This window comes from Streptomyces sp. NRRL B-3229 (assembly GCF_000719505.1).
Classification (GTDB): Bacteria; Actinomycetota; Actinomycetes; order Streptomycetales; family Streptomycetaceae; genus Streptomyces; species Streptomyces griseorubiginosus.
On sequence record NZ_JOGP01000004.1, the window covers coordinates 234,419 to 255,518 of the forward strand.

General features: G+C 71.4%; 17 protein-coding genes. 3 read left to right on the forward strand and 14 right to left on the reverse strand.

Going from position 1 to position 21,100, the window contains the following annotated elements; all coding sequences use genetic code 11:
- Positions 1-70: 70 nt before the first annotated feature.
- Together IF54_RS0107855 and IF54_RS0107860 are read right to left on the reverse strand one after the other, a co-directional pair.
- Positions 71-1,453: a hypothetical protein gene (locus tag IF54_RS0107855; RefSeq protein WP_030315934.1), complete on the reverse strand. Its 1,383-nt coding sequence runs from the start codon at positions 1,451-1,453 to the stop codon at positions 71-73.
- A 95-nt stretch (positions 1,454-1,548) separates the two neighbouring features.
- Positions 1,549-4,563, reverse strand: a complete 3,015-nt coding sequence (locus tag IF54_RS0107860; RefSeq protein ID WP_030315936.1) for a glycoside hydrolase family 3 protein — start codon at positions 4,561-4,563, stop codon at positions 1,549-1,551.
- A gap of 183 nt (positions 4,564-4,746) precedes the next feature.
- Here IF54_RS0107860 and IF54_RS0107865 point away from each other — a divergent pair, with 183 nt between their 5' ends.
- Positions 4,747-5,247, forward strand: coding sequence for a hypothetical protein (locus IF54_RS0107865; RefSeq protein WP_030315939.1), 501 nt, complete (start codon positions 4,747-4,749; stop codon positions 5,245-5,247).
- Between the two features lie 7 nt (positions 5,248-5,254).
- Here IF54_RS0107865 and cimA read toward each other — a convergent pair whose 3' ends face one another.
- The 8 genes from cimA to IF54_RS0107905 form a co-directional block, all read right to left on the reverse strand.
- Positions 5,255-6,859 carry a citramalate synthase gene (gene cimA / locus IF54_RS0107870; RefSeq protein ID WP_030315941.1) on the reverse strand — a complete coding sequence of 535 codons (1,605 nt, stop codon included), beginning with the start codon at positions 6,857-6,859 and terminating at the stop codon, positions 5,255-5,257.
- 482 nt (positions 6,860-7,341) lie between these two features.
- Positions 7,342-7,944: a TetR/AcrR family transcriptional regulator gene (locus IF54_RS0107875; RefSeq protein ID WP_030315943.1), complete on the reverse strand. Its 603-nt coding sequence runs from the start codon at positions 7,942-7,944 to the stop codon at positions 7,342-7,344.
- Positions 7,941-8,090, reverse strand: coding sequence for a hypothetical protein (locus IF54_RS42665; protein ID WP_159002095.1), 150 nt, complete (start codon positions 8,088-8,090; stop codon positions 7,941-7,943). Before IF54_RS42665 ends, IF54_RS0107875 begins: the two co-directional genes overlap by 4 nt.
- A 9-nt stretch (positions 8,091-8,099) precedes the next feature.
- Positions 8,100-9,125: an agmatine deiminase family protein gene (locus IF54_RS0107885; RefSeq protein WP_030315945.1), complete on the reverse strand. Its 1,026-nt coding sequence runs from the start codon at positions 9,123-9,125 to the stop codon at positions 8,100-8,102.
- A gap of 15 nt (positions 9,126-9,140) precedes the next feature.
- On the reverse strand, positions 9,141-10,853 hold the full coding sequence (locus IF54_RS0107890) for an urease subunit alpha (RefSeq protein WP_030315947.1): 1,713 nt from the start codon (positions 10,851-10,853) through the stop codon (positions 9,141-9,143).
- A 112-nt stretch (positions 10,854-10,965) separates the two neighbouring features.
- Positions 10,966-11,661 (reverse strand): urease subunit gamma, encoded by a 696-nt coding sequence (gene ureA / locus IF54_RS0107895; RefSeq protein WP_030315948.1) that lies wholly within the window; start codon positions 11,659-11,661, stop codon positions 10,966-10,968.
- A 196-nt stretch (positions 11,662-11,857) separates the two neighbouring features.
- Positions 11,858-12,946 (reverse strand): branched-chain amino acid aminotransferase, encoded by a 1,089-nt coding sequence (locus tag IF54_RS0107900; RefSeq protein ID WP_030315949.1) that lies wholly within the window; start codon positions 12,944-12,946, stop codon positions 11,858-11,860.
- 254 nt (positions 12,947-13,200) lie between these two features.
- Positions 13,201-14,244, reverse strand: coding sequence for a 3-isopropylmalate dehydrogenase (locus IF54_RS0107905; RefSeq protein WP_030315951.1), 1,044 nt, complete (start codon positions 14,242-14,244; stop codon positions 13,201-13,203).
- 142 nt (positions 14,245-14,386) lie between these two features.
- Between IF54_RS0107905 and IF54_RS0107910 the strand changes: the two genes are divergently transcribed.
- Positions 14,387-15,949: a purple acid phosphatase family protein gene (locus IF54_RS0107910; RefSeq protein WP_030315953.1), complete on the forward strand. Its 1,563-nt coding sequence runs from the start codon at positions 14,387-14,389 to the stop codon at positions 15,947-15,949.
- A 173-nt stretch (positions 15,950-16,122) separates the two neighbouring features.
- Here IF54_RS0107910 and IF54_RS43880 read toward each other — a convergent pair whose 3' ends face one another.
- Both IF54_RS43880 and IF54_RS0107920 read right to left on the reverse strand, forming a co-directional pair.
- Entirely contained in the window at positions 16,123-16,254 is a 132-nt protein-coding gene (locus tag IF54_RS43880; protein ID WP_020138683.1) for a hypothetical protein, read from the reverse strand.
- Positions 16,255-16,470: 216 nt separating this feature from the next.
- Positions 16,471-17,382: a LysR family transcriptional regulator gene (locus IF54_RS0107920; protein ID WP_051735359.1), complete on the reverse strand. Its 912-nt coding sequence runs from the start codon at positions 17,380-17,382 to the stop codon at positions 16,471-16,473.
- Between the two features lie 102 nt (positions 17,383-17,484).
- Between IF54_RS0107920 and IF54_RS0107925 the strand changes: the two genes are divergently transcribed.
- Positions 17,485-18,474 (forward strand): NADP-dependent oxidoreductase, encoded by a 990-nt coding sequence (locus IF54_RS0107925; protein WP_030315956.1) that lies wholly within the window; start codon positions 17,485-17,487, stop codon positions 18,472-18,474.
- Positions 18,475-18,505: 31 nt separating this feature from the next.
- Here IF54_RS0107925 and IF54_RS0107930 read toward each other — a convergent pair whose 3' ends face one another.
- Together IF54_RS0107930 and pruA are read right to left on the reverse strand one after the other, a co-directional pair.
- Complete coding sequence (locus IF54_RS0107930; protein ID WP_030315957.1) at positions 18,506-19,339, reverse strand: alpha/beta fold hydrolase; 834 nt, start codon at positions 19,337-19,339, stop codon at positions 18,506-18,508.
- A gap of 66 nt (positions 19,340-19,405) precedes the next feature.
- On the reverse strand, positions 19,406-21,037 hold the full coding sequence (gene pruA / locus IF54_RS0107935; protein WP_030315958.1) for an L-glutamate gamma-semialdehyde dehydrogenase: 1,632 nt from the start codon (positions 21,035-21,037) through the stop codon (positions 19,406-19,408).
- Between the last annotated feature and the right edge of the window lie 63 nt (positions 21,038-21,100).

Here is a 21,100-nt window from a genome sequence, read left to right on the forward strand (position 1 = left end):
AGCGGTTTCGGAGAGACTGAAGTGCCCGAGCGGTTCCGGAGGGGCTGAATAGCGCGAACGGCTGGGAACCTCAGAAGCCTCCCCCTCCGAAGTCCCCGCCGCCGCCGAAATCGCCGCCTCCGCCGAAGTCTCCGCCTCCGAAGTCCCCGAAGTCGCCCGCGGCGAAGTCCGAGCCCGACAGGTCTCCGCCCTCGTAGCCGGTGCCGAAGTCGCCGTAGCCGGAGCCGTAGTCGGCCGCGTAGGCGGGGGTGGCCATCATGGAGCCGAGGACCGTGCCGACGAGCAGGCCGGGGAGGATGCCGCCGCCGAAGTAGCCGCCCGCCCAGGGGCCGTAGGCCGGGCCCGCGTCCCAGTAGGGGCGGCGGCCCTGGTCGGTGTCGACCTCGCGCATCACCGGGTCCCGGCCGTCGGACAGCCGGGTGGCGTCGGCCGCGCACACCGGCACCTCGCGCGCGGCACCGCCCGGCGGCGTCCACGTGGCGTCGGTGACGGAGGGGCCGTGGCGCGGGTCGAAGAAGCAGGGCACCCGGCGTTCGGGCAGCGGCCGGCCCTCGCGGCGGGCGGCGAGCTGGGCCAGCGAGAAGCGGCCGTCCTCCAGGGCCTGGGTGACCCCGCGCACGTCCTCGGGCCGGGTGGCCGCCGCCATGAGCGACTTCGCCTGGTCGTAGGCGTCGAGCGCGCGCTCGTAGTCGGCACGCATCACGTCGTCGGCGCCCGCCTCGGCCGGGTGGAAGTCCAGGCGGTCCAGTTCCTCGCCGAACGCGGTGATGTCCTCGTCCACCACCACCCGCAGCTTCTCCAGCGCGGCCCGCTGCTCCTCGGCGTGCCGGCGCCGGTTGCGGCGCACCAGCGTGTACGCGCCCGCGCCGCCCGCCACCAGGACGGCGCCGACGGTGATCAGCGCGGTGCCGGACATCCCTCCGCCGTCGTCCTGCGCGGACCGCCAGGTCGACGGGGCCGAGCCGCCCATGTTGGTGACCGCGGCGGAGGTGAAGTCGGTGAGCTGGGTGCGGGTGTCCTCGCCCTGGACGGTGGTCACCAGGTTGCGTACGGCCGTGTTCGGCAGGACCACGGAGTCGGCCCGGGCGTCGAAGGCGTCGCCGAGGCGGACCGCGTACAGGCCGGTGATGCCGGTCGCCGTGCGCAGCTTGGTGAACAGGTCCTTCTTCGGGTAGTCGGCGGGCAGCACCGCGACGAACAGCGGTCGGTCCGCCTTGGCGATCCGGTTCGCGAGGGCGTCCGCGTCCTTGGCGGACAGCTGGGCCGCGGCGGCCGGGTCGACGTAGACGGGATTCTTCCGCAGGGCCTGCCCGATCTCCGAGACGCTGGTGCCGGAGTCGGCCGAGGCCGGCGGGGTGCCCGTCGACAGGACGGCCAGAGCCGCCACCACCAGGGCGAGGAGCAGCCCCGGGAGACTTCGGGTCCGTACTACGGCCTGTGCGCTGGCCTTCATACCTCGACGCTACCCGAAGCCTCCCGGATGAGACCTCCGCGAAGGGCCCCGCCCGAAACCGCGGGGCCCTTCCCTCGAGATCCCCTCAAGCTCCCTCAGGCCGCCCGGTACGCCTGGGTCAGCTTCGCCACCGCCTCCCCGTAGCGCCCGGTCAGCAGCAGATGGTCGGCGTCGGCGAAGGGCCCGGCCACGGCGGCCGTCATCCGCCCGGCCGCCCGCTGCTGGACGATCAGCCGGGCCTCGGCGACGAGTGCGCGGCCCGTCCCGTCGGCGCCGGCCCGCTCGGCCCTGCTCGCCGCGGCTCCGAGCGCCTTCAGGGTGGTCTGCCCGCCCTTGGGGACCTTGGTGAGGGTGGTCAGGCCCCAGCCGTAGGGGAACTGCGGGTCGTACGCCGGGTCGCCGACGTTGATCGGCAGCTGGGCCTGTGACCGGGGCCAGGTGACGGGCAGCCGGCCGGTGAAGGGCCGCCTGCCGTACAGGACGTCCGCGACGCCGTCGCCCTCGGTGCCCGGCAGCCAGGAGGCGACCAGGGCGTCGATGGCGCCGAGCCGGTCGCCGATGAGCTGCGGCCGCCCGGAGACGATCAGCACCGCGCACTTCATCGCCGCGCACACCTTGTCGACGGCTGCCTGGTCGGCGGCGGACAGCGCGAGGTCGTGGCCGTTGCCCACGTCCCCGACGCCCTCGGCGTACGGGGTCTCGCCGACGACGACCACGCCGACGTCGTAGCCGCTCAGCGGTGCGGAGGCGTCCTTGGAGTACGTCAGCGCCGCGGAGTTCTTCCGCATGGCCTCCAGGATCGTCGTCCCGGGTGTGATGGCGCCGGACGAGCCCTGCCAGGTGACCGTCCAGCCGCCGGACTGGTTGCCGATGTCGTCGGCGTCGGACCCGGCGACGTACACCTTCTGGGACTTCCGCAGAGGCAGTACGTCGCCCGCGTTCTTGAGCAGCACCTGCGACGCGGCGGCCGCCTCGCGTGCCACGGCCCGGTGACCGGCGGAACCGATCTTCGAGGCGCCGCCGGTGTCGGCGTAGGGCTTCTCGAAGAGGCCCAGCCTGAACTTCTGGGTGAGGATGCGGGAGACGGCGTCGTCGATCCGCTGCTCGCTGACGCGCCCGGCCCGCACCTCCTGGATCAGCGCGGCGTGGAAGTCCTTGTAGGCGTAGGGGGCCATGACCATGTCCACGCCCGCGTTGACGGAGGTCCGGACGTCGGAGGCGTAGTCCCCGGGGATCTGGTCGATGCCGTTCCAGTCGCTGATGACGAAGCCGTCGAAGCCCAGCTTCTGTTTCAGCACTCCGTCGATCATGTCGGCGCGGGCGTGCATCTTGACCGGGCCGAGGCCGTCGCCGACGACGTCGAGGGAGGAGTAGGACGGCATGACCGTGCCGATGCCCCGCTTCACGGCCTCCTTGAAGGGGGCGAGATGGACGGCTTCGAGCTGCTGCCGGGTGACCGTGGTGACGCCCTGGTCGATGGTGTACGTCCCCGTCGTGGACGAGCCGTAGGCGGTGCCGCCGTCGCCGACGAAGTGCTTGGCGGTGGCGAGGACCTTGTCGTTGCGGTCGAGGTCCGTGCCGTTCCTGGCCCCTTGGAGGCCCTGGATGATCGTCTCCATGGACTCGACGAGGGCCGGGTCCTCGCCGAAGGACTCGTAGGAGCGGCCCCAGCGTTCGTCGCGGGTGACGCAGAGGCAGGGCGCGAAGTCCCAGGGGACGCCGGTGGCGCGGACCTCGGCGGCGGTCACGGCCCCGGTCCGCTGGACGAGTTGGGGATCACGCGTGGCGCCGAGTCCGATGTTGTGGGGCATGACGGTGGCGCCGACCAGGTTGTTGTGACCGTGGACCGCGTCGACGCCGTAGATCAGCGGGATCTGGAACCGCGTGGCCCGCGACCGGAGTTGGAAGGAGTCGATCATCTTCGCCCAGGCCTCGGGGGTGTTGGGCGTGGGGGTCGAACCGCCGCCGGACAGCAGCGAACCGAGGTCGTAGGCGGTGACGTCGGCCCCGCCTCCGACGGCTCCGCGCTCGGCCTGGGTCATCTGCCCGGCCTTTTCCGCGAGGCTCATCCGGGAGAGCAGGTCGGCGACCCGTTTCCTCACGGGGAGCTTGCTGTTCAGATACGGCAGTCCGTGCGCGTCGACGACGACCTGCGGAGTCTCGGCGGGCGGCTTGGCGCCGGTGACGGTGAGCTTGAGGGGGATGGTCTCGGCGGACTCGGCGCCCTTGTCCTTGAGGGTCGGGACCTGGATGGTCCTGGTCGCGCCGGAGGCCGTACCCGCCGGGAAGGTGAGGGTGCCGGAGACGGGGGCGTAGTCCTTGCCGGGAGTGGCGGTGCCGCCGGCCGTCTCGTAGGCGACCGTCACGGGGTCGCCGAGCGGGGCGGAGCCGGTGGTGGCCACGGTGACCTTGATCCTCGCGGTCCCGCCCTCCCGGACCGGGTGCACGACGGAGTCGGTGCTGACGCTCGCGCGCAGCGACTGGTCGGCCCGGCCGTACAACTCGACGCCGTCCATGGCGAATCGGCCTGGCGTGCCGACCGGGAGGGTGACTGCGTAGCCCCAGGTCCCGGTGAGTCCGAGGACCTGGTCGATGCCGCCGACGGGCTGGTAGTCGGTGCGGTAGGTGAAGTCGGTGAAGGGGAGCTCGATCTGCTTCCAGCCGGTGAAGTCGTCGGTGAAGGAGGTGGTCCACAGCTCGGAGGCCTCGCCATTGGCGCCGCCGTCCTTGAGCTCGAAGGCGACCTTCTTGCCGTTGTTCTGTCCCTCCCACCAGAAGCGGACGCCCTTGCGGGCGGACCAGTCGTGGGCGGGCTCGGCGAAGGCGAAGTCGTGGGTGAAGCCGCCGTAGCCGCTGATGTCGTAGGTGCCGGCGAGAACCTTGTCGCCCTCGGGGGCGTCGCTTCGTGTGCTCAGCTGAAGGGCCGGCGGGTCGTCGTTGTCGCCGCCCCAGGTGAAGATGCCGCCCGCGGGCGGGCTCGCGAAGGGGACCTCGCCCTCGAAGCGGTCGACGGGGATCGGGGGCGGATCGTCGGCCGCCGCGCGGGCGACCGCCACGGGCAGCAGGGAGGTGAGCAGGGCGGCGGAGACGAGCAGGGCGGTTCTTCGCATGGACCTTCCCTCGGCTCTCAGTGGTGCACACAGGACTTACGTCACGGCGTGAGTGAACTGAGAGCACACAGATCCGTCAAGGCACTCCGTCGGCCATCGCGTGCCGGGCGAGTTGTACGACCGCAACCCGACCGGTGCACAACAGTGGTCGCAGGGCGGGTCGTTCGTTGCTGTGCTGGAGACATGAGACGGGGTGTCGTCGCGGTCGCCGGAGTGGTCGCCGCCGTAGGGCTGTTGAGCGGGTGCGGGGCCGAGATCCTGCCGTTGGTCGCGGTGCGGGTCGATGACGCGGGCGCGGCCGAGGTCGTGCTGCGGCCGTGCGGGGACGACCTGGTGACGGGGCCTTCCCTGGAGGGCGTGCCCTCGGACCTCTTCGGTCAGGAGGACTCCGGGCGGAACGTGTCCGGGTGGGAGGCGCCGGGCAGCCGGCGTCCGGTGGACGCCGAGTTCCCGATCTTCTCGCCGCCCGGCGCCTGGCATGTCCTGCCGGTCGGCGAGCAGCGGCTGCTGCCCGGACACACCTACCAACTCGCCTTCGGCAAGGACGAGTACAACTACGAGTACACCGGCATCGTGACCTTCACGGCCGCCGACCTCGCACGCCTGACGCCCGGTCAGGTCTGGGCCGACGACCGGGCGATGAGCCTCGGCGAGTTCGAGAGGCTCGCCGAGGGCTCCTGTTGAGCGGGGGCTACTCCGCGGGCTCCACCCCGGCCCGCAGCAGGCCGTACGTGTAGGCGTCCTCCAGGGCCTGCCAGGACGCGGCGATCACGTTCTCCGCGACGCCCACCGTGGACCACTCGCCGGAGCCGTCCGACGTGGAGATCAGGACGCGGGTGGTGGACTGGGTGCCGTGCACGCCCTCCAGGATGCGGACCTTGTAGTCGACGAGCTCGAGCTTGGCGAGCTGCGGGTAGATCTTCTCCAGGGCCACGCGCAGGGCACGGTCCAGGGCGTTCACCGGGCCGTTGCCCTCCGCCGTGGCGACGATCCGCTCGCCCTTGGCGAAGAGCTTCACGGTGGCCTCGTTGGCGTGGCTGCCGTCGGGGCGGTCCTCGACGATCGCCCGCCAGGACTCGACGGCGAAGTACTTCAGGGGCCTGCCCTGGACCTCGGCGCGCAGCAGGAGTTCGAAGGAGGCGTCCGCCGCCTCGTAGGTGTAGCCCTCGAGCTCGCGTTCCTTGACCCGCTCCACCACCCGGCCGACCAGCTCGCGGTCGCCGCCGAGGTCTACGCCGAGTTCCTTGCCCTTGAGCTCGATGGAGGCGCGGCCCGCCATGTCGGAGACCAGCATCCGCATGGTGTTGCCGACCTGCTCGGGGTCGATGTGCTGGTACAGGTCGGGGTCGACCTTGATCGCGGAGGCGTGCAGGCCGGCCTTGTGGGCGAAGGCCGAGACGCCGACGTAGGGCTGGTGGGTGGAGGGGGTGAGGTTGACGACCTCGGCGATGGCGTGCGAGATCCTCGTCATCTCGCGGAGCCTGCCGTCGGGGAGGACCTTCTTGCCGTACTTCAGCTCCAGGGCGGCGACCACCGGGAACAGGTTGGCGTTGCCGACCCGCTCGCCGTAGCCGTTGGCCGTGCACTGGACGTGGGTCGCGCCCGCGTCCACCGCGGCGAGGGTGTTGGCGACCGCGCAGCCCGTGTCGTCCTGGGCGTGGATGCCGAGCCGGGCGCCGGTGTCGGCGAGGACGGTGGCGACGACCGCCTGGATCTGGGCGGGGAGCATGCCGCCGTTGGTGTCGCAGAGGATGACCACGGAGGCGCCGGCCTCCGAGGCGGCCCGTACGACGGCCTTCGCGTACTCGGGGTTGGCGCGGTAGCCGTCGAAGAAGTGCTCGCAGTCGACGAAGACGCGGCGGCCCTGCTCGCGCAGGTAGGACACCGTGTCCCGGACCATCTCCAGGTTCTCGTCCAGGGTCGTCCGGAGCGCCAGCTCGACGTGCCGGTCGTGGGACTTGGCGACCAGGGTGATCACCTCGGCACCGGAGTCCAGGAGGGCCTTGACCTGCGGGTCCTCGGAGGCCTTCGCCCCGGCCCGGCGGGTGGCGCCGAAGGCGACCAGCTGGGCGTGCCTGAAGTCGATCTCCTGACGGGCCCGCGCGAAGAACTCGGTGTCCCGCGGGTTGGCGCCGGGCCAGCCGCCCTCGATGAAGCCCACGCCGAAGTCGTCCAGGTGCCGTGCGATGGCCAGCTTGTCCGCGACGGTGAGGTTGATGCCCTCCCGCTGGGCGCCGTCGCGCAGGGTGGTGTCGAAGACGTGGAACTGATCGTCGAGCTCGCTGGTTGCGGTCATGGTCTGAAGGCTCCTGAGAATCGGATCTCGGTCGTACCGGAATGACCGGCTCCACCGCCCCCACATACTCCCTCGCGCTCTCGCCTCCGGCTGCGGGTGGGCCAGAAAAAGCGAAAAACCCCTCGCGGGTGCGAGAGGTCTGCGCGCGGGTCGAGGACGACGGTGTCCACCCGTACCTGGTCGTACGTGGCGGTCACTGCGGACCGGCGCGCCTGCTGCCAATAATCATGGCGAACGAGAGCACGGGGGCAGTCTGGCACAGAACCGCCCCCGTGCTCACCCTCCGTCTCAGGATGCGAACAGTGCGCTGGTCATCGCGGGCAGTGTGCGAGCCATCGCGGGCAGTGTGCCGGTCATCGCACGTTTCCCCTGGGATCCCGTTGACGCACTCCCCCGGCCCCGCGCCGAGGGCTGCCACCGAGGCGAATGCACCACCGACCACAGGGTCAATCGGCCTTATTGCGTACACCCCGGGCGGATGGTCACGCGTCCGCGAGGAGGCTCTCGTCCAGGAACTCCCGTACGTGGCCGAGAATCGTCCCCCGGTCCGTGCCGCGCAGCCCGATCGCCACATGGATGGAGAACCCGTCGAGCAGGGCCCGCAGCCGGGCCGCGAAGCGGTCCGGGTCCACGGCCCGGAACTCCGTCCGCGAGACCCCCTGCGCGATCAGGGCGACCAGGTCGCGGTGCCAGGCGTCCTCGATGGCGGCCTGCCGGTCACGCGCGTCGGCGTCGGCGTTCTGCGAGCGGTTCCAGACCTCCAGCCAGAGGGTCCAGTGCGGGTCGCGGTGGCCGTCGGGGACGTACAGGTCGACGTACGCGTCGAGCCGTTCGCGGGCGGTCGCCGTGCGGGTCAGCAGCCGGGCACGCTCGACGCCGAGCCGCCCCTCGCTCCACTCCAGGGTCTGGAGCAGCAGCTCGTCCTTCGTGCGGAAGTAGTAGAGGAGGTGACCGCTGCTCATGCCGACCTCACGCCCGAGGGCCGCCATGGTGAGCTTCTCCAGCCCCCGTGCGGCGATCATCTCCATGGCGGCGGCGAGGATCCGCTCGCGAGGCGGGGCCGGGGTGCGGCGCGGGGTGCTCATACGGCGATCACGCGCGCGGCGTCGGGCCGGAAGTCCGTCTCGTACGGGTCGGTGCCGTCGAACGCCGGGCGCGGCGGCAACTCCGGCAGGAGCCGCAGCGGCTCGGTCAGGCGGGTTCCGCAGGCGGCGCAGGTCAGCACGTTCACCTCTCTGTTCTACCGGACCGTCGTCCTCGGCTGCTGCTGGGTGATGCAGTGAATGCCGCCCCCGCCCGCGAACACGGTCCGGGCGTCGACCAGCGTGACCGTCCGCTCGGGGAACAGTCGCCGGAAGATGCCGGCCGCCTGCTCGTCGCGCGGGTCGTCGAAGCCGCAGAGCACGACGCCGCCGTTGCAGAGGTAGTGGTTGATGTAGGAGTAGTCGACCCAGTGGCCGTCGGCCTCCAGGACGGTCGGCGCGGGCACCTCGACGACCTCCAGGCGGCGGCCCCGGGCGTCGGTCGCGGACCTCAGGAGCCCGATGACCTCCTTGGTCACCTCGTGGTCCGGGTGCGCCGGGTCGGGTTGGTGGTGGGCCACGACCACGCCCGGGCGGGCGAAGGCGGCCACGATGTCGACGTGTCCCTGGGTGCCGTACCTGCCGTAGTCGCCGGCGAGGCCACGCGGGAGCCAGATCGCCTTGGTGGTGCCGAGCTTGGCGTGGATCTCCGCCTCGACCTGTTCCCGGGTCCAGCCGGGGTTGCGGCCGGCGCCGAGCTGGACGGTGTCGGTGAGCAGGACGGTGCCCTCGCCGTCGACGTGGATCGCGCCGCCCTCGTTGACCAGCGGGCTGCTGAGCACCGGTACCCCGGCGAGGTCGGCGACCTGACGGGCGATCTTCGCGTCGTGCTCCCAGCGGGCCCAGTCCTGGCCGCCCCAGCCGTTGAACACCCAGTCCACGGCGCCGAGTCGGCCTTCCCCGTCGTGGACGAAGGTCGGGCCGATGTCCCGCATCCACGCGTCGTCCAGCTCTCGCTCCACCAACTCGACGTCTGGGCCCAGCAGTTCACGCGCGGAGGACGCGTGGCCTGGGCCGTGCACCACCGTCACCGGCTCGAAGCGGCGCACCGCGCGGGCGACGGAGGCCCAGGCGGTGCGGGCCCCGGCCAGCTCCTCGTCGTCGGTGAAGGTGGGGTTGGGGCCGGGCCAGGCCATCCAGGTGCGCTCGTGCGGGGCCCACTCGGGCGGCATGCGGTAGGTCATGATGGTCCACGGGTCCTAGAGGAAGTACAGGCGGTTGAGGGAGACGGAGTCGGCCGGCTCGGAGTGCAGCGGCTCGCCGTCCAGCGTCACCAGGCCGGTGCGCTGGTCCACGTCCACCGCTCCGGTACGGGAGTTGAGGCGCAGGTCGGCCGGTCCGATGCCGCGGGTGCCGCGGACGGCGACCCTTCTCCTGCGGGTCGGCATCAGGTCGTGGCCCTGGTCCAGGGCGGCCTGCGCCACGAAGGCGACGGAGATCTCGGCGGGGGTGGCTCCGTGCGCCCCGAACTGCGGCCCCAGCACCAGGGGTTCACAGGTGTCGGTGGCCGCGCCCGGGTCGCCGACCACGCCGTAGGCCGGGAAGCCGGACTTCAGGACCAGTTGCGGCTTGGCGCCGAAGTACTCCGGCCGCCACAGCACGAGGTCGGCGAGCTTGCCGACCTCGATCGAGCCGACCTCGTGCGAAAGGCCGTGCGCGATGGCCGGGTTGACGGTCAGCTTGGCGATGTAGCGCAGGACGCGTTCGTTGTCGTGGCCGTCGTCCGGAGCACCGAACTCGGCCTTCATCTTCCCGGCCATGGCGAAGGTACGGCGGACCGTCTCCCCCGCGCGCCCCATGCCCTGCGCGTCGGACGAGGTGATGCCGATCGCGCCCAGGTCGTGCAGCACGTCCTCGGCCCCCATGGTCCCGGCGCGGATGCGGTCGCGGGCCAGGGCGGCGTCACCGGGTAGGTCGGGCTTGAGGCCGTGGACGGAGACGATCATGCCGTAGTGCTCGGCGACGGCGTCCCGGCCGAAGGGCAGGGTCGGGTTGGTGGAGGAGCCGATGACGTTCGGGACGCCGGCCATCTTCAGCACGTTCGGCACGTGGCCGCCGCCGCAGCCCTCGATGTGGAAGGCGTGGATGGTCCGGCCCTCCAGCACTCTCAGGGTGTCCTCGACGGACAGGCACTCGTTCAACCCGTCGCTGTGCAGGGCGACTTGGACGTCGTGCTCCTCGGCGACCCGCAGGGCGGTGTCCAGGGCGCGGGTGTGCGCGCCCATGTCCTCGTGCACCTTGAAGCCGGAGGCGCCGCCCTCGGCGAGGGCCTCGACCAGGGGGGCCGGGTCGGAGGACGAACCCCGCCCCAGGAAACCGATGTTGACCGGCCAGGCGTCGAAGGCGCCGAAGGCGTGCTTGAGGGCCCAGGGCGAGTTGACCCCGACGCCCCACACGGGCCCGAACTCCTGCCCGATGATCGTGGTCACCCCGGACGCCAGCGAGGCCTCCATGATCCGCGGCGACAGCAGGTGGACATGGGTGTCGACGGCTCCGGCGGTGGCGATGAGCCCCTCGCCGGACACGATCGACGTGCCGGTGCCGACGACGACGTCCACCCCGTCGAGGGTGTCGGGGTTGCCCGCCCGCCCGATCGCGCAGATCCGCCCTTCCCGGATCCCGATGGAGACCTTGCGGATGCCCAGCACGGCGTCGATCACGACGACGTTGCTGACCACGACGTCACAGGTCTCCCGCACGGCGGCGGCCTTGAGGTGCAGCCCGTCCCGCGCGGTCTTGCCGAACCCGGCGAGGAACTCGTCGCCGTACCGCTGCGCGTCCTCCTCGACCAGGATCACCAGCCCGGAGTCCCCGAGCCGCACCCGGTCACCGGCCCGGGGGCCATGGGTGGCGGCGTACTCCCGGGGCGTGAGCCGGCTGGCTTCGGCGGGATGCCCACCGGGACGACTCATCGAACGACCTCCTCGGAGCGGGCAGCCAGGTCGGGGAGTGCGAGGGCGGGGGCGGAACATGCATCGCCCCCGAAAACAGGGCCCTGCGGGCGGTGTACCGCGACGGCCCGCCTCATCGCGCAACCTCCTCGTCCCGCACGCCCAGATATCCGCAGGCCGCAGCCCTCCGCAGGGCCTCTTCCCTCGCTCCCGGTGTGTCCAGCGGGCCGTCGACGAGGCCCGCGAAACCGATGGCGACGCGCTCGCCGCCGATGGGCAGCAGACCGACCCGCACGCTCTCGCCCGGCCCGAAGCGCACGGAGGACCCGGCGGGGACGGCGAGCCGCATCCCGTAGGCCGCGGCCCGGGGGAAGTCGAGCCGCGGGTTGGCCTCGAAGAAGTGGAAGTGGGAGGTGACGGAGACGGGCACAGTGGCCGTGTTGGTGACGGTCAGCCGTACGACCGCCTCCGGTTCGGCGTGCGCCGGACCCGGCAGCAGCGCGCCCGGGGCCGCGTCGCCCAGGCCTCCGCGGATCGGGGCGCTCACGACCGCGAGCCGTGAGCCGTCCTCGAAGACCGCCTCGACATGCACCTCGGTGACGACGTCCGCGACGCCGGGCAGCACGTCGTCAGGCCCGAGCACCGACCTCGCCCGCTCGACGGCCTCGGCCAGCCGCACCCCGTCCCGGGCGGCCTCGCACACGGTGTCCGCGATGAGCGCGGTCGCCTCCGGGACGTTCAGCCGCAGGCCACGGGACCGGCGCGCCCTGGCCAGCTCGGCGGCCCCGAACAGCAGCAGCCGGTCGCGCTCGGTGGGAGTCAGCCGCATGTCGCCCCCTTCACTTAGAACGCTGCTCTAACTTTTAGAGCGCCACTCTAAACGACGGACCCCCGGACATGGCAACGGCCCCGGCTTCCGTCGTGACGGAAACCGGGGCCGGCCGGGTGGGAGCGCGGAGGGCTCAAGCCCGTTCGGGGCCCGGCCCAGCTCGGGGCTCGACTCGTGACTGAACCCCGCTCATGGCTCAGCCCAGCTTGTGCATCCAGCCGTGCTTGTCCTCGGCCGTGCCGCGCTGGATGTCCAGCAGGGCCCGGCGCAGCCGCAGGGTGACCTCGCCGGGCTCGCCGCCGGACTGCTGCCACTCGGCGCCCGCGCGCTTGACCGTGCCGACCGGGGTGATCACCGCCGCCGTACCGCAGGCGAAGACCTCGGTCAGGGTGCCGTTCTCGGAGTCGCGCTGCCACTGGTCGACGGAGACGCGGCCCTCCTCGGAGCTGTAGCCGAGGTCGCGGGCGACAGCGAGCAGGGAGTCGCGGGTGACGCCCTCAAGGATCGAGCCGGTGAGGGTGGGGGTGACGATCCGGTCCCCGTACACGAAGTACAGGTTCATGCCGCCGAGCTCCTCGACCCAGGTGTGCTCGACCGCGTCGAGGTAGCAGACCTGGTCGCAGCCCTTGGTGGCGGCCTCGGCCTGGGCGAGGAGGGACGCGGCGTAGTTGCCACCGGTCTTGGCGTCGCCCATGCCGCCCGGGACGGCGCGGACGCGGTCCTCGGAGAGCCAGATGGAGACCGGCTTGACGCCGCCCGGGAAGTAGGCACCGGCCGGCGAGGCGATGACCAGGAAGAGGTACTCGTTGGCCGGCTTGACGCCCAGGCCGACCTCGGTGGCGATCATGAAGGGGCGCAGGTAGAGGGATTCCTCGCCGCCGTGCGCCGGGACCCAGGCTTCGTCCTGCTGGACCAGCACGTCACAGGCCTCGATGAAGGTCTCGACGGGCAGCTCCGGCATGCCGAGCCGGTGCGCGGACCGCTGGAAGCGCTCGGCGTTCTTCTCGGGCCGGAAGGTGGCGACGGTCCCGTCGGGCTGGCGGTACGCCTTGAGGCCCTCGAAGATCTCCTGCGCGTAGTGCAGGACCATGGTGGCCGGGTCGAGGGAGATCGGCGCGTACGGGACGAGCTGCGCGTCGTGCCAGCCACGGCCCTCGGTCCACTTGATCGTCACCATGTGGTCGGTGAAGTGGCGGCCGAACCCGGGGTTGGCCAGGATCGCCTCGCGCTCCGCGTCGGAAAGTGGCGAGGCCGAGGGCTTGAGCTCGATCGTGGGCGTCGTCATGAGTGGTTGTCCTTCACCGGTTGGGTAGTGACGGGCCGCGCTCACGCCCCTTTACTGTCAGTGACCAGTGCTAGGACGTCCGAGCATTCCCTCATTCCGCGGCTCCTCGTTCGATTATCGCAAGCGGGGAGCCAGGGAAGAAACGGCGTGAAATGCGACCCGGGGGATGATGGTGGCACCCGGCGGGGGACATGCGAAAGCCGCCGGGTGCGGGTGACCCGGCGGCTTCGAATGGTTTCGAGTGGTCCGCCCGGTCAGCCGGCTACTCGTACGGCCAGCGCGTCACCGATCTCCGACGTGGAGCGGGCCGGCTTGCCGGTGCGCTCGGCGAGGTCGGCGGAGACCGCCTCTTCGATGCGGGCGGCCTCGGCCTCGTAGCCGAGGTGACGCAGGAGCAGCGCGACGGACAGGACCGTGGCGGTGGGGTCGGCCTTGCCCTGGCCCGCGATGTCCGGGGCCGAGCCGTGGACGGGCTCGAACATGGACGGGAACTCGCCGCTCGGGTTGATGTTCCCGGAGGCGGCGACGCCGATGCCGCCGGAGACGGCCGCGGCGAGGTCGGTGATGATGTCGCCGAAGAGGTTGTCGGTGACGATCACGTCGAAGCGCGCGGGATCGGTGACCAGGTAGATGGTCGCCGCGTCGACGTGGATGTAGTCGGTGGTGACCTCGGGGAACTCCTTGGCCACCTTGTTGAAGACGTTCGTCCACAGGTGCCCGGCGAAGGTCAGCACGTTGTTCTTGTGGACCAGCGTGAGCTTCTTGCGCGGACGGGCCTGGGCGCGGGCGAAGGCGTCCCGCACCACCCGCTCGACGCCGAAGGCCGTGTTCACGGAGACCTCGGTGGCGACCTCGTGCTCGGTGCCCTTGCGGATCGTGCCGCCGTTGCCGGTGTAGGGGCCCTCGGTGCCCTCGCGGACGACGACGAAGTCGATGGCCGGCTCGCCCTTGAGGGGCGTGTCGACACCCGGGAGCAGCTTCGACGGACGCAGGTTCACGTGGTGGTCGAAGGCGAAGCGGAGCTTGAGGAGGAAGCCGCGCTCCAGCACACCGGAGGGAACCGACGGGTCACCGATGGCGCCGAGCAGGATCGCGTCGTGCTTCTTCAGCGCGTCGAGGTCCGCGTCGGTGAGGGTCTCACCGGTGGCGTGGTAGCGCCGGGCGCCGAAGTCGAAGTCCTTGGTCTCCAGCTTCACATCCTGCGGAAGGACGGCGGAGAGGACCTTCAGACCTTCGGCCACGACCTCCTGGCCGATGCCGTCACCGGGAATCACTGCGAGATTGATGCTGCGAGACATGCGGGAACCCTACTCCTCGTCCCATGGGATGACACGGCCTGTCCGCGATACGGACAGCACGGAAAGGCCGGGCGTCAGCCCTTCTCCTGGCGTTCACCCCTAGGTGTGAGGGCCGTTGGGCTTGGCTGGGAACTTCACCACCATGGACCTTCCCGACTTCGGCATTCCGCCCCAGCTCGCGCGCCGGATGAGCATGGCCGAGCAGCACGAGTACCTGCGGACGAAGCTGACCCGGCGCCGCACGCTGGTCACCGCGGGCGCGGTCGCGGGCGGCCTGCTGACCGGTTGTTCCGCCGCGGGGACGGCCACCCGGGGAACGGCCGCTGCGGGCAGAGCCACCCCCTCGGTTCATGGTTCCGCCGTCGCCCCCTTCGGCCGTCACCTCGCCTTCGGCGCCGACCCGAAGACGCAGATGCGGGTCTCGTGGCAGGTCCCGCTCGCGGTCCGCAAGCCGTACGTCCGCGTCGGCCTGCGCCCCGACGACCTGAGCCGGAAGATCGAGGCCGAGCTGCGCGACCTGCACACCCCGGGACAGACCGGCGTCCGCCTCGCCCTCGACCAGTACTACCTGCACGCGGCCCTGGACGGACTGCGCCCCGGCACCACGTACTACTACGGCGTCGGCCACGAGGGCTTCGACCCGGCGGACGCCGCACACCGCGCGACCGTCACCAGCTTCCGTACGGCCCCGGCGAGCCCGGAGAGTTTCGTGTTCACGGCCTTCGGCGACCAGGGCGTGGGCACGGCCGCGGCCGCCAACGACAACCTGCTGCTGCGCCAGAAGCCCGCCTTCCACCTCCACGCCGGCGACATCTGCTACGCCGACGCCAACGGCCAGGGCCTCACCTCGGACGGCTACGACCCGGGGTTCTGGGACCTGTTCCTCAAGCAGAACGAGGGGGTCGCGCGGAGCGTTCCGTGGATGGTGACGACCGGCAACCACGACATGGAGGCCTGGTACTCACCTGACGGCTACGGCGGCCAGCTCGCCCGCTGGACCCTCCCGGACAGCGGCTTCGACCCGCGCTCGGCGCCGGGCGTCTACTCCTTCGCGTACGGCAACGTCGGCTTCGTGGCACTGGACGCGAACGACGTGTCGTACGAGATCCAGGCCAACCTCGGTTACACGGACGGGAAGCAGACGGCATGGCTGGACCGGCGGCTCGGTGAGCTGCGGGCGGCCAAGGGAATCGACTTCGTGGTCGTCTTCTTCCACCACTGCGCGTACTCGACGTCCTCGCACGCCTCCGACGGCGGGGTACGGGCGCAGTGGCTGCCGCTGTTCGAGAAGCACCAGGCCGATCTGGTGATCAACGGGCACAACCACGTGTACGAGCGGACCGACGCGATCCGCGGCGGCGAGGTCGGCCGCAAGGTGCCGGTCGGCGGGGCCACGGACCCCACGCGGGACGGCATCGTCCACGTGACCGCGGGCGGCGGTGGCCGGGATCTGTACGGCTTCCCCGCGGGTGTGAAGGAGAGCTACGAGGGGCGGGTGCACGACCACGAGTCGGTGGAGACCTTCCACTGGACCAGGTCGAGGCAGGCCCACAAGGAGACCGTGGAGTGGTCGCGGGTGCGCTACCGCGGGTTCTCGCTGCTCTCCGTGGAGGCGCACAGCGGGGCGCGACCGAGCCTGACGGTGTCGGCGCTCGCGCAGGACGGCAAGCGCGTGGACCACTTCGAGGTGCGGCGCGGGGCGTGAGCACGGCCTCGCGCATGGACCGTTTCGAGGTGCGGCGCGGGGCGTGAGCACGGCCTCGCGCATGGACCGTTTCGAGGTGCGGCGCGGGGCGTGAGCACGGCCCGCGCCGCACCTCGTGCGGGTGCGGCTCCCGGCTTCGGCTGTCTGGACGCGAGTCCCGGGCGCGAGAAGGGTCAGTGGCCGGTAGAGCCGCCGTTGTCACGGCGGTCGAGGGCGCGCTGGAGCGCCGCGGCGGCGTTCTTGCGGTCGGAATCGCTCGTACGGGAGATGTGACGGACTCGACGGCGGGCGGTCGTCTCGGCCATGAGAAATCGACTCCTTCGAAGTACCTGGGAAGGGGATTACGAGACGCCGGAAGGGGCGGGGAGCACTGGCCGCAGGGGTTGCCTGCATCGGGCCCGGCTCACGACCGCCATTCGCTTGATCGAGCGAGACGTTCGGCTCCTACAAAGCTAAGGGAGGAGGGCCTGTCTGTCTCCACAATTACTCGGACTTCCTACTATCTGAGACGGTGAAGTGGATCACCCCGCGCTGACCTGCACTTTCGCCGTTGCCCTGAGTTCCCGGACCAGCGCACGGACGGCCGCCGTGCCCGCGAGCTCCACGGTGGTGACGTATCCGACCCGGCGGGTGGGCCGCTCGGGTCCGAGGTCGGTGATCCGGGTGCCGGGCGGGACCGCGGTGAGGGAGAGCGCGGGCATGATCGCCATCCCGAGCCCGCTGCCCACCATCGACAGCACGGCCCCGTCGTCCTCCGCCCGGACGGTGGCGGCGGGGATCCAGTCCTGCGCGGCCCACCAAGCGCGTGTGGAGGAGGAGCAGTTCTCCTTCCAGTCGACCAGGGGCAGCGACCGCGGGTCGGGGTGCGCGGCGGGGTGCACGAGGGCGTACGGCTCTTCGAGGAGTACGTCCCCGACGAGCCCCGGCGCCGGACGCGTGCCGGTCCCGAGGGTGCCGGTACCCAGGGTGGCGATGCCGAGGTCGGCCCGCCCCTCGGCCACCTCCCCGGCGGTCCCGGGGCCGATCTCCCGTACGACAGTGACCGTCGCCTCGATCCCCGGGTGCCGTGCCGACAGGCGCTCCAGGACGGCCGGCAGCAGGTGCAGGGCCGCGCTGCGGAAGGCGGCGATGCGCAGGGGGCCGGTGATCCCGGCCGTCGGCGTGTCCCGGGCCTCCCTGACCAGGGCCTCCAGCATCCGCAGGACCCGGCGGGCGTGCGCCACGGCCCGAGCGCCGGCCGGGGTGGGACGGGCCCCGTACCGCCCCCGCTCGAACAGCACGACCCCCAGCTTGCGTTCGACGCCGCGTACGGCGTGCGAGACGGCGGACTGGGTGGTGCCGAGGCGGGGCGCGGCCGCGGAGAAGCCGCCCTCCTCGGCCACGGCCACCAGGATCCGCAACTCCTGCGGAGCGAGATCGACGGCACTGCTCACCCTGTCCCCCACCTGCGCCTATGAGAGCGGTTCATGGATCCGCCCGTTCCATGAGCCCAACCCCCTGACCGGCCCGGCACATTCCTTCCTACCGTCCCGGACATGACCGCGCTCACCGTGCACCAGACCTCCCGCCCGACCGGCTTCCCGGCCCCGGAACACTTCCGGTTCGTGGAGTCGGAGATCCCCGCCCCCTCCCCCGGCACGGCTCTCGTCGAGAACCTCTACTGGTCCGTCGACCCCTACCACCGCGAAATGATGGACGGCGACTTCGAGTTGAACGCCCCGCTGGAAGGACGCTCCCTCGGCAGAGTCGTCGCCTCACGCGAACCGACCTTTCGGGAAGGCGAGTTGCTCGTGCACCGCAAGGGCTGGCGAACGCACTCGGTGGTGAGCCCGGCCGAGGTCAGACGTCTGCCCCACCACGAAGGCGTGCCGCTCTCCGCGTACTTGAGCGTGCTCGGCGGCACCGGCCTCACCGCGTACGTCGGCCTCACCCGCGTCGCCCGGCTCCGCGAGGGCGAGGACCTGTTCGTCTCGGCGGCGGCCGGCGGGGTCGGAACGGCTACGGGCCGTTTCGCCCGGCTGCTGGGAGCGGGGCGGGTGATCGGCAGCACCGGCTCGCCGGACAAGGTCCGCCACCTCACCGAACAGGTCGGCTACGACGCGGCGTTCGACTACCGCAGCGGCCCGGTCGCGGACCTCCTCACGAAGGCCGCGCCCGACGGCATCGACGTGTTCGTGGACAACGTCGGCGGCGAGCACCTGGGCGCGGCGATCGGCGCGCTGCGGGATCGCGGGCGGGTGGTGCGCGTCGGCACGGTCGGCCAGTACAACACCCCGGACGCACCGCCGGTCGTCTTCGACCACGCGGACGTGGTGGAGAAGAGCCTCCGCCTGGAGGGCTTCCTGGTACGCGACCATGCCGACGTGCAGGAGGAGTTGTACGAGTTCGCGGTACCGCACCTGCTAGACGGCACCCTCACCCCCGACGAGACCGTGCTGGACGGCTTCGAGCGCATAGTGGAGGCGTTCCTGCTGATGCTGCGCGGCGGGAACACGGGGAAGATCCTGGTGCGGGCGCTGCCTTAGGGTCGCCGCCGCAGGGGCGCTGCCCGTAGGGTCACCGCCTCGGGCCTTGGGACCGTGGCGTCAACGCCCCCGCCACGGCCTCCCGGAAGGCGTCCGGGGCCTCCGCCCACGGCACGTGCCCGGTACCCGGCAGCACCGTCCGCCGTACACGCGGCAGCGCCTCCGCCAGGGAGTCCACCGCCGAGCGCGGACGGATGTCCTCGGCGCCGTCGACGATCAGGACGGGCACGTCGAGGTCCCGGCAGGCCGCCCGGAGTTCAGGGGTGCCCCAGGCCCGCTCGGTCTCAATGTTCAGGGCGCTGTTGCACGCGTAGTTGATCTCGAACCAGGGGTCGGCCATCCGACGGGCCTGCTCCAGGGCCCGCTCACGGTCCGCGAAGTCGGCCGACCACTGGAGGACCACCTGCTCGCGCTCGTCCCCAGGTGGCTCCTGCCCGTCCAGGCGGGACGCCAGGTTCTCCTTGTAGGCGGCGTGCCAGTCGGACACCGGGCCGATCCCGTTCCCGCTCACGTAGACCAGCGTGCTCACCCGCTCCGGGTGGGCCAGCGTGTAGCTCAACGCCGGCTGCGCGCCCCAGGAGTGGCCGAGCAGGGCCGTCCGGTCCAGGCCGAAGTGCCGGCGTACGGCGTCCAGGTCGGCGACGAACCGGTCGGTCGTCCAGGGTCCGTCGCACCGCTCGGAGCGGCCGCAGCCGCGCTGGTCCCAGCGGATCACCGAGGTCCGGTCGTCGAACATCGCGGCCACGTCCTCGAACATGTCCCACAGACCTGGTCCGCCATGGCACAGCACCAGCGGGTCAGCTGAGCCGGGAGCGCCCGAACGCTCTGCCCACAGTCGTACGCCATCCTCGGTGATCACGGTCATGTCCGCATGGTGCGCGCACGAAGGAGCCGGGCAACAGCCCGGCCCCTCAGGGTGACTGACGGGACGTCAGCCCATGTGCGGGTAGCCGTACTCGGTCGGCGGGACCAGCGTCTCCTTGATCGCGCGGGTCAGCGTCCAGCGCTGGAGGTTCTGCGGGGCGCCGGCCTTGTCGTTGGTGCCGGAGGCACGGCCGCCGCCGAAGGGCTGCTGGCCGACGACGGCACCGGTCGACTTGTCGTTGATGTAGAAGTTGCCGGCCGCGTAGCGCAGCTTCTCCATCGTGTACGCGGCGGCAGCACGGTCCCCCGCGATGACCGAGCCGGTCAGGGCGTAGTCGGACGCCGACTCCATCTGGGTCAGCATCTCCTCGTAGCGGTCGTCCTCGTAGACGTGCACCGCGAGGAAGGGGCCGAAGTACTCGGTGGTGAAGACCTCGTTCTCCGGGTCGGTGCACTCCACGACGGTCGGGCGGACGAACCACCCCACCGAGTCGTCGTAGGAACCGCCCGCGACGATCGTGCAGGTCGGGTCCGACTGGGCACGGTCGATCGCGGCCTTGTTCTTGGCGAAGGCACGCTCGTCGATGACGGCGCCGATGAAGTTCGACAGGTCGGTGACGTCACCCATGGCGATGCCGTCGACCTCGGCGGCGAACTCCTCGCGGAAACCGCTGTTCCAGATCGACGCCGGGATGTAGGCCCGGGAGGTGGCGCTGCACTTCTGGCCCTGGTACTCGAAGGCACCGCGGGTCAGGGCCGTCTTCAGGATCGCGCGGTCGGCGCTCGGGTGGGCGACGACGAAGTCCTTGCCGCCGGTCTCGCCCACCAGGCGCGGGTAGGAGCGGTACTTCTCGATGTTGTTGCCGACCGTCTTCCACAGGTACTGGAAGGTCTTGGTGGAGCCGGTGAAGTGGATGCCGGCGAGGTCCCGGTGCTCCAGGGCGACCTTGGAGACCTCGATGCCGTCGCCGGTGACGAGGTTGATGACGCCCTTGGGCAGGCCCGCCTCCTCCAGGAGCTGCATCAGCAGCACGGCGGCGTGGGTCTGCGTGGGGGACGGCTTCCAGACCACCACGTTGCCCATGAGCGCGGGCGCGGTGGGCAGGTTGCCCGCGATCGCCGTGAAGTTGAAGGGCGTGATCGCGTAGACGAAGCCTTCGAGCGGGCGGTGGTCGAGACGGTTCCAGACGCCCGGGGAGTTCGCCGGGGGCTGCTCGGCGAGCAGGTCACGGGCGTACTTGACGTTGAAGCGCCAGAAGTCGACCAGCTCGCAGGGCGTGTCGATCTCGGCCTGCTGGGCGGTCTTGGACTGGCCGAGCATGGTGGAGGCAGCGAGGGTCTCGCGCCAGGGGCCGGCGAGGAGTTCAGCGGCGCGCAGGATGATCGCGGCGCGGTCGTCGAAGGACATCGCACGCCAGGCGGGCGCGGCGGCGAGGGCCGCGTCGATGGCGTCCTGGGCGTCCTGCTGGGTGGCGTTGGCGTAGGTGCCGAGGCGGGCCTTGTGGTTGTGCGGCTGCACGACGTCGAAGCGCTCACCGCCGCCCATCCGCTTCTCGCCGCCGATGGTCATCGGCAGGTCGACCGGGTTCTCGGCCAGTTCCCTGAGCTTGGCCTCCAGCCGGGCCCGCTCGGGCGAACCGGGGGCATAGCCGTGCACCGGCTCGTTGACGGGGGTGGGGACCTGGGTCACAGCGTCCATGGGTTCCGTAACTCCTTGTGCTTGAGCGGGTGTTCGGGATCAGCCCTTGCTGACCAAGCTGCG

Coding starts and splice junctions, on each gene's coding strand:
- IF54_RS0107855 (WP_030315934.1), bottom strand. CDS start 1,453: ATGAAGGCCAGCGCACAGGCCGTAGTACGGACCCGAAGTCTCCCGGGG.
- IF54_RS0107860 (WP_030315936.1), bottom strand. CDS start 4,563: ATGCGAAGAACCGCCCTGCTCGTCTCCGCCGCCCTGCTCACCTCCCTG.
- IF54_RS0107865 (WP_030315939.1), top strand. CDS start 4,747: ATGAGACGGGGTGTCGTCGCGGTCGCCGGAGTGGTCGCCGCCGTAGGG.
- cimA (WP_030315941.1), bottom strand. CDS start 6,859: ATGACCGCAACCAGCGAGCTCGACGATCAGTTCCACGTCTTCGACACC.
- IF54_RS0107875 (WP_030315943.1), bottom strand. CDS start 7,944: ATGAGCACCCCGCGCCGCACCCCGGCCCCGCCTCGCGAGCGGATCCTC.
- IF54_RS0107885 (WP_030315945.1), bottom strand. CDS start 9,125: ATGACCTACCGCATGCCGCCCGAGTGGGCCCCGCACGAGCGCACCTGG.
- IF54_RS0107890 (WP_030315947.1), bottom strand. CDS start 10,853: ATGAGTCGTCCCGGTGGGCATCCCGCCGAAGCCAGCCGGCTCACGCCC.
- ureA (WP_030315948.1), bottom strand. CDS start 11,661: ATGCGGCTGACTCCCACCGAGCGCGACCGGCTGCTGCTGTTCGGGGCC.
- IF54_RS0107900 (WP_030315949.1), bottom strand. CDS start 12,946: ATGACGACGCCCACGATCGAGCTCAAGCCCTCGGCCTCGCCACTTTCC.
- IF54_RS0107905 (WP_030315951.1), bottom strand. CDS start 14,244: ATGTCTCGCAGCATCAATCTCGCAGTGATTCCCGGTGACGGCATCGGC.
- IF54_RS0107910 (WP_030315953.1), top strand. CDS start 14,387: ATGGACCTTCCCGACTTCGGCATTCCGCCCCAGCTCGCGCGCCGGATG.
- IF54_RS43880 (WP_020138683.1), bottom strand. CDS start 16,254: ATGGCCGAGACGACCGCCCGCCGTCGAGTCCGTCACATCTCCCGTACG.
- IF54_RS0107925 (WP_030315956.1), top strand. CDS start 17,485: ATGACCGCGCTCACCGTGCACCAGACCTCCCGCCCGACCGGCTTCCCG.
- IF54_RS0107930 (WP_030315957.1), bottom strand. CDS start 19,339: ATGACCGTGATCACCGAGGATGGCGTACGACTGTGGGCAGAGCGTTCG.
- pruA (WP_030315958.1), bottom strand. CDS start 21,037: ATGGACGCTGTGACCCAGGTCCCCACCCCCGTCAACGAGCCGGTGCAC.